The sequence below is a fragment of the Streptomyces sp. GQFP genome (assembly GCF_021545335.1).
Classification (GTDB): Bacteria; Actinomycetota; Actinomycetes; order Streptomycetales; family Streptomycetaceae; genus Streptomyces.
On the sequence record NZ_CP089312.1, the window covers coordinates 6,819,332 to 6,832,122 of the forward strand.

Here is a 12,791-nt window from a genome sequence, read left to right on the forward strand (position 1 = left end):
CTGCCCGGGCGCCAATTCCTTTTGTGCGTCAATCCAATTTCTGCATACAGGGTTTCCGCCGTGACCGGGGCTCGTTAGGCACGGCGACAGAATTCCCGAAGAAAGGAACATGATGAAGTCCCTGAAGGCTGCCGCTGTTGTTGCCGGGTCCCTGGTCATCGCCGGAGCTGCCGCCCCCGCGTTCGCCTACGACACCGCCGACCTCACGCCCACCAGCCTCAACGGCGCTGTGAACACGCTCACCAAGGGCCCCCTCGACGTGGACCAGTTGCAGCCGCTCCAGCACCAGTCGAACGCGCTGGACACCGAGAACAAGGAGTCGGTGCTCAGCACGGTGAAGGGCGCGACGACCGCCCTCAACTCGAACGGCGGGCTGCTCGGCGGGCTCCCCCTCCAGGGCTGACGCACGTCTTGAAAGGACCGGTTCCGGCGCGCGGAATCGGTCCTTCGCGCTGTTCGAGCCCCGTCCCTCTTTCGTGTGGATACCGGCGGGAAATCCCCCGGTCGAGTGAGAACACGGCCGGCCGCGCCAATTCCCGTCGATAGGGTTCCGCGGTGACCTCAACCTCAAGCGAAACGCGCCCTTTCCGCATCGCCGACCTGGGCACGCTCGTCGTCATGGCCTGGAGCGGTGACGCCCCCGACGGCGACATGCCCTACCTCCTCGCCTACTCCCTCGGGGACGGCGAGGGCGGTCCGGAGGCCTCGGCCGTCGCCGTCGAGCAGCTCCTCGCCAACACCGGTCTGCCGGTCGGCGGCGACATCGTCGACGGCTCGACCCGGCCGAGCCTGCCGGTCAGCCTGCTCGTCGAGGCCGGTACGGCCGTCGTCAACATGCCGCAGCTCAACGCCCAGTGCACCCCGCCCCCGGAGTGGCTCACCGCGGTCGGTGAACGGGGCTTCGCCTACCTGGTGTTCACCACCCGCCCCTGGCCCGAGGCCCAGCCCGGCAAGACCGTCGAGCCGGAGGCCCTGGCCGCCTTCGCGGGCGCCGAGGAGACCCTCACCGCCGCGGCCCATGTCATCCTCCCGGCCCGCAGCCTGCGCAGCTGACGGCCTGAGTCCGGAGCGGCGGACGGGGCCGCTCTCCGGGCTGATCTGACGACTAATGCACCACTCGGGGGAATCTTGAGCTGATGCGGTTCTCAGGATCGTTACGCGGTACGGACGAACTCCCCCGATTCCTGTAAAGGACCGTACTTGCCATGAAGTCGACCACTCGAACCCTTGCCGCCGCCGTCCTCACCGGCGTGGCGGCGGCGGTGGGCGCCGCGGCCCCCGCCGTCGCGGCCGACACGGTCCCCGTACCCGTACCGCTGGACGGCGTCGAGAAGTCCCTCAACGTGAACCTGCCCAAGGTCGGCGGCGAACTGCCGCTGCTGATGCCGGGCGTGCCCGAGGGGCCGCGCTATGTCGAGGGCCAGATGATCCCGGCCAGCGCGCTGCCGCAGGTGCCGCTCGGTGCCGCGCTGCCCGGGCTGTCGGCCGAGACGCCGCTGCCGCAGGTGCTCGGGAAGGGCTTCGACGAGGCCGCCGTCAGCCTCCCCGCGGCCGACCTGCGGACCCTGACCCCCGGTCTGTCCGTGGAGACCCCGCTGACCGCGCCCAACCCCGAGGTGTTCGGCCTGCCGACGCTCAAGGAGCCCCAGGCCGCCGTACTCACCCCGCTGCTGCAGACGGCCCCGACGGGCGCCCTGGGACTCGGCTCGCTGTAGTCCACAGGCTGACGAACCGGACGCGCTGGCCACCGGGCGGTCGCATCACCGAACGAACGGAACCAGGAGAGAGGCGAGAGTCTTGTTCGTCAGCAGAGTGCCCCGGGGCCCGGCGGGTCCCCCCGCCCGCTCCGGAACGCGGCGGGACGCGCTGCGCGCCCTGTGCGTGTCGGCCCTCGCCCTGGCCGTGGTCCCGGTCGTCGCCGCCGCGTGGCCCCGACGGGAGCCCGGCGACGAGGCGTCGTCCTTCGACGAGACGTACCGGGGCCGTCGGCTGCGGGGCATGAGGGCAGACGCCGGCCACATGACGCACGCCATGAGCACGCCCGGCGGCGGGCGGTGGCACGTCACCGTGGACGGGCGGCCCCTGCATCTGATGCGGCGCGCGGACGGGACGTATCTGAGCATGGTCGACCACTACCGCTCGTACCCCACGCCCCTGGAGGCGGCCCGCGCCGCCGTCGACGAGCTGGGCCCCGGGCGGCGGTTGACGGTCGAGGGCGGGGGAGGGGGCGGTCGTGGCGTACACGCGTAAGGACGTCAGCACGCTGACGCGGAGCGAGCGGCGGAGGTTCGTCGGGGCGCTGATGGAGATCAAACGGCGGGGCGAGTACGACGAGTTCGTCCGCACGCACATCGAGTACTACGTCTCCGACGGCGAGGACGGGCTGCGTACGGCGCACATGGCGCCCTCCTTCCTGCCCTGGCACCGGCGGTTCCTGCTGGACCTGGAGGGGGCCCTGCAGCGCGTGGACCCGTCGGTGACGTTGCCGTACTGGGACTGGACCCGGGACCGTACGGCGGCGGGGGTGCCCTGGAGCGAGGATCTGCTCGGCGGGACCGGGCGGGCCTCCGACCAGCGGGTCATGAGCGGGCCGTTCGCCTACGACCACGGCGACTGGACCATCAGGGAGAGCGTCACCGACGGTGAGTTCCTCACCCGGGACCTCGGCCGCGTCCGCCAGCCGCTCACGCTGCCGACCCGGCAGGATCTGGACGTGGCCCTCGACGATCCCGTCTACGACGTGTCGCCGTGGAACTCGACGTCCGCGAAGGGGTTCCGCAACAGGCTCGAAGGGTGGGGGAGCGGGCGCGGCCCCGGTTCCTGGCGCAACCACAACCGCGTCCACCGGTGGGTCGGCGGGCACATGGTCGGTGGCGCGTCTGTCAACGACCCGGTGTTCTGGCTGCACCACGCCTTCGTCGACCTGTGCTGGTCCCGCTGGCAGCGCCGGCACGGCTCGCGCTATCTGCCCGAGCGGCCGCCGGGGTTCGGCGACGCGCAGCGCGGCCGGGTCGTCGCCCGGCACGAGTCGCTGCCGCCGTGGGACGTGACACCGGATCAGCTGGAGGAGCACAGCCAGATCTATCGGTACGCGTGACACGTACCGGAACATGCGCGAGAGCCCCGACGGTGGATCCGTCGGGGCTCTCGCGGTGTTCGCGTACGACAGGTCAGCTGCCGTAGCCGCCGGGGCCGGGGTTGCCCTTGTGGTCGTCGTCGCTGACGTTGACGCAGGTGTTGCCGAAGGCCGGGTTCAGCAGACCGATCACGCTGATCGAGTTCCCGCACACGTTGACGGGTACGTGGACCGGGACCTGCAGGACGTTGCCGGACAGGACGCCGGGCGAGCCGACGGCCTCGGCCTGGGCACCCGCGTCAGCCGTGGCCATACCGGCACCGCCGAGCACCACGGCACCGGTGCCGAGAGCGGCGACGGCAGCCTTCGCGATGCGAGACATCACGTTCTCCTTTGGTTCGATGAGTGCGGGCGCTCGACTCGCGCCCGCACTTCCCCTACAACGCGCCCGCTCACGCCTGGTAACGGCGTCGGGCCGGGCGTCACCCTTTTCGAAGCGCAGGGGTTGTCAGCCGCGTGTCGCCGCCCCGGGGTCGAGTACGCCGGGGACCAGCTCGCCCAGGACCGTTCGGGGCGCGCGGCTGAAGGGGCTCACTTCCGCTCAGTCCACAGGGACGGTTAACCTCAGGCATGGCATCCGACCAGGCCGAGCAGAACGAGCGGCAGCAGACCCAGAACGTGTTGCGGACCTTCGTAGGGGCGGACGGTCGTCTCGCGCGGCTCCCCGAGCACTTCGAGACCGGCGTGGAGTATCCGGAGCGGCTCGTCGACGAGCGGCTCCGCGTGTGGTGCGAGGTGGACGCCGACGCAGCCTGAGCGCTTCAACACCCTTGGCCCGCTTCCCGGATGACGGGGGAGCGGGCCTTTCCGTGCCCGAACGGTATCGGGTCCATAACTGTCGTGGACCCGTTCGCGAATGCTGTGTGAAGGTCTCCAAGTGAGCGTAAGCGGAACCTTTTTGACGCTCTCTTGACTGCTAAGATCATCCCACTTTCAGTAGGCTGAGGCGTGCCGCGCGCACGGGGGACAGTCTCTAAGGGCCCCATCGCGAAGGAGTGGCTGAGTTGGTCCGCCGGTAAGGTTCGCCACCGGGCTGGGCCCGTGTTCCAGGCCGGACCCATCGGACTGCAACTGCTCCTGTCGCAAGGCGACTTGAAGAGAGTCTCATGACGTCATTGATCCAGGATCCACTGCTGTGGATCTTGCTCGTGGTCCTGGTCGCTGCGGTCGTCGCAGTGATGCGGGCCCGCAGAACCAACATGGCCCTCCGCAGGAAGAGCAACGACCTGCAGAGCGCCCGCGAAGCCGCGCAGAGCGACCGCGACCGCCTCTATGCGGAATACACCCAGCTGAACGCACAGCACGCCGGCGACCTCGCCGCGGTGCGCAAGGATGCGGAGGAAGACACCAAGGCCGTCCTGAAGTCCGCGATGCGGACGCTCCAGGTCCTCGCCGACGAACAGCAGCTCATCATCGAGAAGTCGCAGCGCCGCTACGGCGACGACGAACAGGTCCTCGGCGACCTGATGATGATCGACCACACCAACAGCCAGTTCGGCCGCCGCGCCCAGGGCATCGCGGTGCTCTGCGGCGGCTGGCTCGGCCGGCGCGAGTCCACCGCCTCCGTGTACGACGTGGCCCGCAGTGCCCAGGGCCGCATCAAGCACTTCGACCGCGTCACCATCAACACGCAGGTGAACGTCTCGGTGGCCAGTCGGGCCGTCGAGCCCGTCGCGGTCGTCCTCGCCGAACTGCTCGCCAACGCCACCAACTACAGCGCGCCCGGCACCCGCGTCGACATCAACATCCAGGCCGTACCCACCGGGGTCTGCCTGATCGTCGACGACGCCGGCCTCGGGATGAACACCGAGGAGAAGGCGCGGGCCACCGTCCTGCTCTCCCCGCAGGCGCCGGTCGACATCACGAGCCTCGGCGACCCGCCGAAGTTCGGCTTCGCCGTGTCCGGGATGCTCGCCACCAGGTACGGCTTCAAGGTCTCGGTCGACTCGGTGTCCCCCTACGGCGGCGTACGGGCGGTGATTCTCTTGCCTGAGAACCTGTTGACGACGGACGTTCCCGAGCCCGAGGGCGGTGCCGCCAAGGCCGAACCCCAGGAGCCCGAGGCTCCTTCGGCCGCCCCGCAGCGGCTGACCCCGGTGGCCACGCCCGGCGGACCGCCGCGTCCGATCGGGACGACGGCGGGCGGCCTGCCCAAGCGGCGGCGGCGCGGCAGCCCGGTCGCGGTGGTGCCCTCGCCTCAGGAGCCGGCCGAGCCGGAGTTCAACACAGAGGTGACGGCCTCACGTATCGGTGCGTTCCAGCGCGGAACGCTGCTTGGGCGGGATACGACCACCATGGAAGGACCACAGGACCAGTGAATCCCGATCTGTCGTGGGTGCTGAACGATGTGCTGCAAGTCCGCGGCGCCCGTCACGCGATCCTCGTATCGGCCGACGGCCTCCTGCTGGAGCGGTCCAGTGACATCGAGCGCGACGAGGCGGAGACCAACGCCGCCGCGATGAGCTCGATGCAGTCCCTCAGCCGGGCCGTCGCCCCCTTCGTCGGCTCCGGACGCGGTCTGTGGAAGCAGACCCTGATCGAGTACGACGGCGGCTGGATCTTCCTGATCGCCGCGGGCAGCGGTGCCTACCTCGCCGTGTCGGCCGCGCTGGACGTCGACATGGAGGCCATGTCCTTCCGGATGCAGCAGCAGGTGGGCGCGCTCGGCAAGGCGATGACCACCCCGCCGCGTCAGAACGCCGGTGCGGACGCATGAACGCCCACGGCGAGGAAGCTCCGGTCACGGTCACCAGCGACTTCGTCCGCTCGTACGTCATCACGGGCGGGCGGCGGCTGCCGACCGCCGATGACCTGTCCCTGCACACCCTGGTCACCCTGGCTCCCGAACGGGAACTGCCGCTCGGCGCCAGCCCCGAGGTACGGGCCATCTGGGACCTGTGCGGCGGCGGCTACCTCTCCGTCGCGGAGGTCGCCGCGCACCTGACGCTCCCGGTGGGCGTCGCCCGGCTCCTGCTGACCGATTTATTCGAACAGGGTCATCTCCTGCGCCGTGCCGCGCCCCCACGCGCCCAGTCCGTCGACAGAGGAATCATCGAAAAGGTGCTGCATGGACTCGAATCCCTCTACGGCTGAGACGATCTACGTCTCAGACGCGGTGACCACCACCGCGAAGATCCTTGTCGTAGGGCACTTCGCGGTGGGCAAGACCACGTACATCGGCTCGCTGTCGGAGATCACCCCGCTGCGCACCGAGGAGAAGATGACGCAGGCGTCCGCCCACGTGGACGACCTCAAGGGCGCGCCGGACAAGGTGACGACCACGGTCGCGCTGGACTTCGGCCGGCTCACGCTGAGCGAGGAACTGGTGCTGTACCTGTTCGGTACGCCCGGTCAGCAGCGCTTCATGCAGCTGTGGGAGGACATGGCCCGCGGCGCGCTCGGAGCCCTGCTCCTGGTCGACCCGTCCCGGCTGGCCGAAACGTTTCCGGTGATCGACCTGGTCGAGAAGTACGGCCTGGAGTACGCCATCGCCGTCAACACCTTCGACCCGGAGGGCGGCGAGTTCGACGAGGACGAGATCCGCGAGGCCCTCGACCTGCTGCCCGACACCCCGGTCGTCTACTGCGACGCCCGGGACCCGAAGTCGTCCGCGAGAGCGCTGATCGCCCTCGTGCAGCACCTGCTCGCCCGCGCGGCCTGAGCACAGGGCTCCGCACAAGGTTTTTCCTCACCCCCGTCCCCCGCCCCCGAGGCGTGGGGAACCCAAAGGAACCTCCATGGACATACAGCACGCGGGTGCCACGCCGAGCGCTCCCGCCAGATGCCCCATGCACGGCGCCGACTTCGCCGCCGACCCGCAGGGCAGCTACGACAAGTTGCGCGCCCACGGCCCGGCGGCACCCGTCGAGCTGGCACCGGGCGTGGACGCCACGCTCGTCGTCCAGCACGAGATGGCCCTCAGGGTGCTCCAGAACACCACCCTGTTCGCCCGTGACTCGCGCCGCTGGGCCGCCCTGAACGAGGGCCGCATCTCCCTGGACAGCCCCGTCCTGCCGATGATGGCGTACCGGCCCAACGTCCTGTTCACCGACGGCGCGGTGCATCTGCGGCTGCGCAAGGCCGTCACCGAGAGCCTCGCCAAGCTGAACATCAGCCGCATCCGGCGGGACGTCGAGCCCATCGCCGACTATCTGATCGACCAGTTCAGCGAGCGGGGCCGGGCCGACCTCCTCAACGACTACGCCAAGCTGATCCCGCTGCTGCTGTTCAACAAGATGTTCGGCTGCCCGGCCGACATCGGCGACCGCCTCAACACCGGTATGTCCGCCATGTTCGACGGCCAGGACGACGCCATCAAGGGCATCGAGATCGTCGCCACCTGCCTCCAGGAGCTGATCACGCTCAAGCGCCGCGAGCCCGGCGACGACGTGACCTCCTGGCTGATCCAGCACTCGGCGGGCCTCAACGACGAGGAACTCCGGGACCAGCTGATCGTGCTGATGGGCGCGGGCCTGGAGCCCCAGCGCAACCTCATCGCCAGCTCGCTGCTCCTGCTGCTGTCCGACGGTCCGTCGGAGCGCGGCAGCGGCATGCTGGTCGAGGAAGCCATCGACCACGTGCTGTGGAACAACCCGCCCATCGCCAACTACGCGACGCACTACCCGCTGCAGGACGTCGACCTCGGCGGCGTACCCGTCGACGCGAACACCCCGGTCGTCATCAGCTTCGCCGCCGCCAACAGCGACCCGGCCCTCAACGAGGCCCGGCAGATGGCCAGCAAGGGCGCCCACCTGGCCTTCGGCGCGGGCCCGCACGCCTGCCCCGCCAAGGACCCGGCCCTGGTCATCGCGCTCACGGCGATCGAGAAGATCCTCAACGCGCTGCCCGACCTGACCCTCTCGGTCCCGCAGGACAGCCTGCTGTGGCGGCCCGGCCCCTTCCACCGCGCGCTGGTCTCGCTGCCGGTGCGGTTCAGCCCGACGCCGGCCACGCGGATCGCGGCGGCCATGCGCAACCAGGCCCCGATGCCCGCGGCGACGGACCCGGTACACCGTCCGGCCCCGCAGCAGGCGGCGGCCCCGGCGGCCCGTCAGGAACAGCGCAAGAAGGGATTCTGGAGCTCCTTCCTCGATGTCTTCCGGCTCTGAGGACCAACTGCCCACCCACTTAGGCCGATCGGGCCGGTCGATCCTGTCGGGCCGGCTTGCGCGAGCGCCCTGTGCCCGAGGTTCCTGCCTCGGACACAGGGCGCTTCGCTGTTCCCGCCCGTCCTCAGGCGAGCAGCTCGTCCACCTCGGCCGCGAACAGCAGGGCCGGGTCGAACTCCATCCCGGTGAAGTGGCCGGCGAGTTCCAGGGACAGGACACCGTGCAGCCGGGTCCAGCAGACCAGGGCCCGGCGGAGGACCGCGGGCGGTGCGGGGTGGCCGGCCGCCCACATCCGGTGGTCGTCGATGTGCGCGTCGAACGGGGTCCCGGGGCCGGCCGGGGGCAGCGCGGCGCAGGCGTCGAGCAGGGTCGTCATGATCTCGGACGCGATCCCGGTGACGTCGGAGGGCGCGTGGTAGCCGGGTACGGGGGTGCCGTAGACGAGGAAGTACCGCTGGGGGTCGGCCAGGGCCCAGTCGCGCAGGGCGTGGGCGAGTGCGGCCAGGTCGGGGGCGGGCTCGGCAGCCGCGCGGAAGGTGTCGGCGAGGCTTCGGTACGCGTCCCTGATCAGCTCGGAGATCAGCTCGTCACGCCCGGCGAAGTACCGGTAGAGCGCGGGTCCGCTCATGCCCATCTGCTTGGCGACGGCGTTGAGGGAGAGCGCGGACGCACCCGCCGCGGCGATCTGCTCCCACGCCCGTTCCTTGATCTCCGTACGCACCTGGGCGCGGTAGCGCTCGCGCGGGGTCTCCGTCTTCGTGTCCCCTGATTCCGTCATGGTTAGAGGTTATCACTCAAGTTATTGACACTCGCGTTCATCGAGTTATAGCCTCTAACCAACGCGACAACGGGAAACTGGTCATGGAGGCCGTCATGAGCACAGAGGCATTCGTCGAGGTCGTTCTGCCGGGCAAGGTGGAGCCGGAAGGGCTGGAAGTCCGGCACGGAGCCGTTCCCACCGCCGGTCCCGGGCAGGTCGTGATCCGGATGGAGGCGACCGGTGTCTCCTTCGCCGAACAGCAGATGCGCCGCGGCCGGTACTACGACCAGCCGGCGTTCCCCTTCGTGCCCGGTTACGACCTCGTCGGCACCGTCATCGCCACCGGCGAGGGCGTCGAGCCGGACCTGACCGGCACCCGGGTGGCCGCGCTGCTCAAGGTCGGCGGCTGGGCCAGTCATGTACTCGTCGACGCGGCCGACGTGGTGCCGGTGCCCGACGGGGTCGGCGCGGCGGAGGCGGAGACGGTGGTGCTCAACGGCATCACCGCCTGGCAGATGCTGCACCGCAAGGCCCGCGTCCGCGCCGGGCAGACCGTCCTGGTGCACGGTGCCAACGGCGGCGTCGGCACGGTCCTGGTCCAACTCGCCCACGCGGCGGGCGTGAAGGTGATCGGTACGGCGTCCGTACGGCACCACGACGCGCTGCGGGAGAGGGGCGTCGTCCCCGTCGACTACCGCACCGGGGACGTCGCCGCCCGGGTCCGCGAACTCGCCCCCGGGGGAGTGGACGCCGTCTTCGACCACGTCGGCGGGCGCAGCGTGACCGACTCCTGGCGCCTCCTCGCACCCGGCGGCACGCTCGTCTCGTACGGCAGCGCCTCCACGCGGGACGCCGAGGGCTCCAAGCAGTGGCCGGTGCTCAAGCTGCTCGGCCGGGTGTGGGTGTGGAACGCGCTGCCCAACCGCCGCCGCGCCTACTTCTACAACGTCTGGGCCGGTCGGGCCCTGGCGAAGAACCGGTTCAGGACCCGGCTGCACGCCGACCTCACCCAGCTCTTCGCCGCCCTCCGCAGCGGTGACGTCACCGCCGAGGTCGCCGCCCGGCTGCCCCTCGTCCGCGCCGCCGACGCCATGCGGCTCGCCGAGTCGGGGACCATCACCGGGAAGGTCGTGCTCACTCCGTAGGGCGGTCGTCGGGCAGTCCCGCGAACTCCGTCAGGGCGTGCGTGAGCCACTGGGTCCAGAAGGTCTCCAGGTCGATGCCCGCGCGCAGGACCAGATGCTGGAGACGGTCCTGGGGGTCGGCCGGGCCGGGTGGGAAGTCCCGCTTCTCGATCTCCTGATATTCCGTCAACTGGCGCTGGTGCAGGGCGAGATGGCGGCGCAGGTCGGCCTCGATGCCCTCCGTGCCGACCACCGCCGAGGCGCGCAGGCGCAGCAGCAGGGTGTCGCGGTACGGCTTGGGGTCCTGGGGTGCGGCGGTCCAGCGGGCCAGTTCCTCGCGGCCCGCGGGCAGGACCTCGTAGCTCTTCTTCTGGCCGCGGGTCGGCTGCTCGGCGGGCAGGGCGCGGATGTGTCCCTCGGTCTCCAGTCTGCCCAGCTCGCGGTAGATCTGCTGATGCGTCGCCGACCAGAAATAGCCGATCGACCTGTCGAAGCGGCGGGTCAACTCCAGCCCCGAGGACGGCTTTTCGAGCAGGGCGGTGAGGATCGCGTGCGGGAGTGACATGTCAGGGTTCCTAGAGGGTCGCTGCCAGTTCGGTGCCCTGTTTGATGGCGCGTTTGGCGTCCAGTTCGGCGGCCACGTCGGCGCCGCCGATCAGGTGCGCGTCGCAGCCGGCGGCCAGCAGGTCGTCGTACAGGTCTCGGCGTGGGTCCTGGCCGGTGCACAGGACGACGGTGTCGACCGGGAGGACGGTGCTGGTGCCGTCGACGGTGAGGTGGAGTCCGGCGTCGTCGATACGGTCGTACTCGACGCCCGGGGTCATGGTGACACCCCGGTGCTTGAGTTCGGCGCGGTGGATCCAGCCGGTGGTCTTGCCGAGGCCCGCGCCGACCTTGGTGGCTTTGCGCTGGAGCAGATGGACGGTGCGCGGCGACGCGGTCCGCTCGGGCGCAGCCAGGCCGCCGGGGGTGCGGTGGTCCATGTCGACGCCCCAGGCGCGGAAGTACGCCGCCGGGTCCTCGTGCGCCTTGTCGCCGGTGTCGGTGAGGTACTCGGCGACGTCGAAGCCGATGCCGCCGGCGCCGAGGATCGCGACGCGGTCGCCGACGGGGGCGTTGTCGCGCAGGACGTCCAGGTAGCCGACGACACTGGGGTGGTCGACGCCGGGGATGTCGGGGGTGCGGGGGGTTACGCCGGTGGCCACCACCACCTCGTCGTAGGCCGCCGCCAAGTCGTCTGCGGTTGCTCGGGTGTTGAGGCGTACGTCCACGGCGTGGGCGGCCAGTTGGTGGCGGAAGTAGCGGATCGTCTCGTCGAACTCCTGCTTGCCGGGGACCTTGCGGGCGACGTTCAGCTGGCCGCCTATCTCGGGGGCGGCGTCGAAGAGGGTGACCTCGTGGCCGCGTTCGGCTGCGGAGACGGCGCAGGCGAGGCCGGCGGGTCCGGCGCCGACCACCGCGACGCGTTTGCGAAGGCGGGTGGGGGAGAGGATCAGTTCCGTCTCGTGGCAGGCGCGTGGGTTGACCAGGCAGGACGTGATCTTTCCGCTGAAGGTGTGGTCCAGGCAGGCCTGGTTGCAGCCGATGCAGGTGTTGATCGCCTCGGGCGTCCCGGCGGCGGCCTTGTTCACGAAGTCCGGGTCGGCGAGCATCGGGCGGGCCACGGAGATCATGTCCGCGCACCCTTCGGCGAGCAACTGCTCGGCGAGTTCCGGGGTGTTGATGCGGTTGGTGGTGACGAGGGGGATGCCGACCTCGCCCATGAGCCTCTTCGTCACCCAGGTGTACGCGCCGCGCGGCACCGAGGTGGCGATGGTGGGGATACGGGCCTCGTGCCAGCCGATGCCGGTGTTGATGATCGTGGCTCCGGCGGTCTCCACGGCCTTGGCGAGCGTGATCACTTCGGGCAGTGTCGAGCCGCCGGGGACCAGGTCCAGCATCGACAGGCGGTAGATGAGGATGAAGTCCTCGCCCACGGCCTCGCGTACCCGGCGGACGATCTCGACCGGGAAGCGCATGCGGTTCTCGTAGGAGCCGCCCCAGCGGTCGGTGCGGTGGTTGGTCTGGGTGGCGATGAACTCGTTGATGAGGTAGCCCTCGGAGCCCATGATCTCTACGCCGTCGTAGCCGGCCCGGCGGGCGAGGACGGCGGTGCGGGTGTAGTCGTCGATGGTCTGTTCGACCTCGGCGTCGGTGAGTTCGTGTGGGGGGAAGGGGCTGATCGGGGCCTGGAGGGGGCTGGGGGCTACGAGGTTCTGGTGGTAGGCGTAGCGGCCGAAGTGGAGGATCTGGAGGGTGATTTTTCCGCCCTCGCGGTGTACGGCGGTGGTGATGGTTCGGTGTTGTTCTGCTTCGGCGTCGGTGGTGAGTTTGGCTCCGCCTTCGTAGGGGCGGCCGGCGTCGTTGGGGGCTATGCCGCCGGTGACGATGAGGGCGGCGCCTCCTCGGGCTCGGGCGGCGTAGAACTCGGCCATGCGGGTGAAGCCGTGGGGGGCTTCTTCCAGGCCTGTGTGCATGGAGCCCATGAGGATGCGGTTGGGGAGGGTGGTGAAGCCGAGGTGTAGTGGGCTCAGGAGGTGGGGGTATGGGCTCATGGGGGTCTCCGGGGGTGGGGTGGGTTGGTTTCTTTTTAGGGGACGTGGGGGTTGTTTTGCAACTAGTTG

Annotated in this window: 16 protein-coding genes; 12 read left to right on the forward strand and 4 right to left on the reverse strand. The window is 70.1% G+C overall.

Features of this window, described 5'->3' with window-relative positions:
- Positions 1 to 112: 112 nt before the first annotated feature.
- The 5 genes from LUX31_RS30735 to LUX31_RS30755 all read left to right on the forward strand — a co-directional run bounded on the left by LUX31_RS30735 (position 113) and on the right by LUX31_RS30755 (position 3,097).
- A complete protein-coding gene (locus tag LUX31_RS30735; RefSeq protein ID WP_235480118.1) occupies positions 113 to 403 on the forward strand; it encodes a hypothetical protein in 291 nt (96 codons plus the stop codon).
- 152 nt (positions 404 to 555) lie between these two features.
- On the forward strand, positions 556 to 1,053 hold the full coding sequence (locus LUX31_RS30740; protein WP_235478562.1) for a DUF5949 family protein: 498 nt from the start codon (positions 556 to 558) through the stop codon (positions 1,051 to 1,053).
- A gap of 152 nt (positions 1,054 to 1,205) precedes the next feature.
- Positions 1,206 to 1,715, forward strand: coding sequence for a hypothetical protein (locus LUX31_RS30745; RefSeq protein ID WP_235478563.1), 510 nt, complete (start codon positions 1,206 to 1,208; stop codon positions 1,713 to 1,715).
- An 82-nt stretch (positions 1,716 to 1,797) separates the two neighbouring features.
- A complete protein-coding gene (locus LUX31_RS30750; protein ID WP_235478564.1) occupies positions 1,798 to 2,250 on the forward strand; it encodes a tyrosinase cofactor in 453 nt (150 codons plus the stop codon).
- Positions 2,234 to 3,097, forward strand: a complete 864-nt coding sequence (locus tag LUX31_RS30755) for a tyrosinase family protein (RefSeq protein WP_235478565.1) — start codon at positions 2,234 to 2,236, stop codon at positions 3,095 to 3,097. The genes LUX31_RS30750 and LUX31_RS30755 overlap by 17 nt, the downstream gene beginning before the upstream one ends.
- Positions 3,098 to 3,170: 73 nt before the next feature.
- On the opposite strand, the gene LUX31_RS30760 is transcribed toward LUX31_RS30755, so the two are convergent.
- Positions 3,171 to 3,458 (reverse strand): chaplin, encoded by a 288-nt coding sequence (locus LUX31_RS30760; protein ID WP_235478566.1) that lies wholly within the window; start codon positions 3,456 to 3,458, stop codon positions 3,171 to 3,173.
- Positions 3,459 to 3,706: 248 nt separating this feature from the next.
- Here LUX31_RS30760 and LUX31_RS30765 point away from each other — a divergent pair, with 248 nt between their 5' ends.
- The 6 genes from LUX31_RS30765 to LUX31_RS30790 all read left to right on the forward strand — a co-directional run bounded on the left by LUX31_RS30765 (position 3,707) and on the right by LUX31_RS30790 (position 8,244).
- Entirely contained in the window at positions 3,707 to 3,892 is a 186-nt protein-coding gene (locus tag LUX31_RS30765) for a DUF2087 domain-containing protein (protein ID WP_235478567.1), read from the forward strand.
- 350 nt (positions 3,893 to 4,242) lie between these two features.
- The gene (locus tag LUX31_RS30770; protein ID WP_235478568.1) at positions 4,243 to 5,454 is read left to right on the forward strand and encodes an ATP-binding protein; all 1,212 of its coding nucleotides are present in this window, start codon (positions 4,243 to 4,245) and stop codon (positions 5,452 to 5,454) included.
- On the forward strand, positions 5,451 to 5,852 hold the full coding sequence (locus LUX31_RS30775) for a roadblock/LC7 domain-containing protein (RefSeq protein WP_105973205.1): 402 nt from the start codon (positions 5,451 to 5,453) through the stop codon (positions 5,850 to 5,852). Before LUX31_RS30770 ends, LUX31_RS30775 begins: the two co-directional genes overlap by 4 nt.
- Positions 5,849 to 6,229 carry a DUF742 domain-containing protein gene (locus LUX31_RS30780; RefSeq protein WP_235478569.1) on the forward strand — a complete coding sequence of 127 codons (381 nt, stop codon included), beginning with the start codon at positions 5,849 to 5,851 and terminating at the stop codon, positions 6,227 to 6,229. Before LUX31_RS30775 ends, LUX31_RS30780 begins: the two co-directional genes overlap by 4 nt.
- Complete coding sequence (locus LUX31_RS30785) at positions 6,204 to 6,797, forward strand: GTP-binding protein (protein ID WP_235478570.1); 594 nt, start codon at positions 6,204 to 6,206, stop codon at positions 6,795 to 6,797. Before LUX31_RS30780 ends, LUX31_RS30785 begins: the two co-directional genes overlap by 26 nt.
- A gap of 127 nt (positions 6,798 to 6,924) precedes the next feature.
- Positions 6,925 to 8,244, forward strand: a complete 1,320-nt coding sequence (locus LUX31_RS30790; RefSeq protein ID WP_235480119.1) for a cytochrome P450 — start codon at positions 6,925 to 6,927, stop codon at positions 8,242 to 8,244.
- A 124-nt stretch (positions 8,245 to 8,368) separates the two neighbouring features.
- Here the strand turns inward: LUX31_RS30790 and LUX31_RS30795 are convergent, their stop codons facing one another.
- Positions 8,369 to 9,022 (reverse strand): TetR/AcrR family transcriptional regulator, encoded by a 654-nt coding sequence (locus LUX31_RS30795; protein ID WP_235478571.1) that lies wholly within the window; start codon positions 9,020 to 9,022, stop codon positions 8,369 to 8,371.
- Positions 9,023 to 9,117: 95 nt separating this feature from the next.
- On the opposite strand from LUX31_RS30795, the gene LUX31_RS30800 reads away from it, so the two are divergent.
- On the forward strand, positions 9,118 to 10,149 hold the full coding sequence (locus tag LUX31_RS30800) for a medium chain dehydrogenase/reductase family protein (protein WP_235478572.1): 1,032 nt from the start codon (positions 9,118 to 9,120) through the stop codon (positions 10,147 to 10,149).
- On the opposite strand, the gene LUX31_RS30805 is transcribed toward LUX31_RS30800, so the two are convergent.
- Together LUX31_RS30805 and LUX31_RS30810 are read right to left on the reverse strand one after the other, a co-directional pair.
- Entirely contained in the window at positions 10,139 to 10,693 is a 555-nt protein-coding gene (locus LUX31_RS30805) for a PadR family transcriptional regulator (RefSeq protein ID WP_235478573.1), read from the reverse strand. The two genes, LUX31_RS30800 and LUX31_RS30805, sit on opposite strands and share 11 nt — an antisense overlap.
- Positions 10,694 to 10,703: 10 nt before the next feature.
- A complete protein-coding gene (locus tag LUX31_RS30810) occupies positions 10,704 to 12,722 on the reverse strand; it encodes an NADPH-dependent 2,4-dienoyl-CoA reductase (protein ID WP_235478574.1) in 2,019 nt (672 codons plus the stop codon).
- Positions 12,723 to 12,791 lie beyond the last annotated feature (69 nt).

What these genes read in the sequence shown, in the direction of transcription:
- LUX31_RS30735 (WP_235480118.1), top strand. Translation starts at nt 113, where the DNA reads ATGAAGTCCCTGAAGGCTGCCGCTGTTGTTGCCGGGTCCCTGGTCATC.
- LUX31_RS30745 (WP_235478563.1), top strand. Translation starts at nt 1,206, where the DNA reads ATGAAGTCGACCACTCGAACCCTTGCCGCCGCCGTCCTCACCGGCGTG.
- LUX31_RS30760 (WP_235478566.1), bottom strand. Translation starts at nt 3,458, where the DNA reads ATGTCTCGCATCGCGAAGGCTGCCGTCGCCGCTCTCGGCACCGGTGCC.
- LUX31_RS30765 (WP_235478567.1), top strand. Translation starts at nt 3,707, where the DNA reads ATGGCATCCGACCAGGCCGAGCAGAACGAGCGGCAGCAGACCCAGAAC.
- LUX31_RS30770 (WP_235478568.1), top strand. Translation starts at nt 4,243, where the DNA reads ATGACGTCATTGATCCAGGATCCACTGCTGTGGATCTTGCTCGTGGTC.
- LUX31_RS30780 (WP_235478569.1), top strand. Translation starts at nt 5,849, where the DNA reads ATGAACGCCCACGGCGAGGAAGCTCCGGTCACGGTCACCAGCGACTTC.
- LUX31_RS30785 (WP_235478570.1), top strand. Translation starts at nt 6,204, where the DNA reads ATGGACTCGAATCCCTCTACGGCTGAGACGATCTACGTCTCAGACGCG.
- LUX31_RS30790 (WP_235480119.1), top strand. Translation starts at nt 6,925, where the DNA reads ATGCACGGCGCCGACTTCGCCGCCGACCCGCAGGGCAGCTACGACAAG.
- LUX31_RS30795 (WP_235478571.1), bottom strand. Translation starts at nt 9,022, where the DNA reads ATGACGGAATCAGGGGACACGAAGACGGAGACCCCGCGCGAGCGCTAC.
- LUX31_RS30800 (WP_235478572.1), top strand. Translation starts at nt 9,118, where the DNA reads ATGAGCACAGAGGCATTCGTCGAGGTCGTTCTGCCGGGCAAGGTGGAG.
- LUX31_RS30805 (WP_235478573.1), bottom strand. Translation starts at nt 10,693, where the DNA reads ATGTCACTCCCGCACGCGATCCTCACCGCCCTGCTCGAAAAGCCGTCC.
- LUX31_RS30810 (WP_235478574.1), bottom strand. Translation starts at nt 12,722, where the DNA reads ATGAGCCCATACCCCCACCTCCTGAGCCCACTACACCTCGGCTTCACC.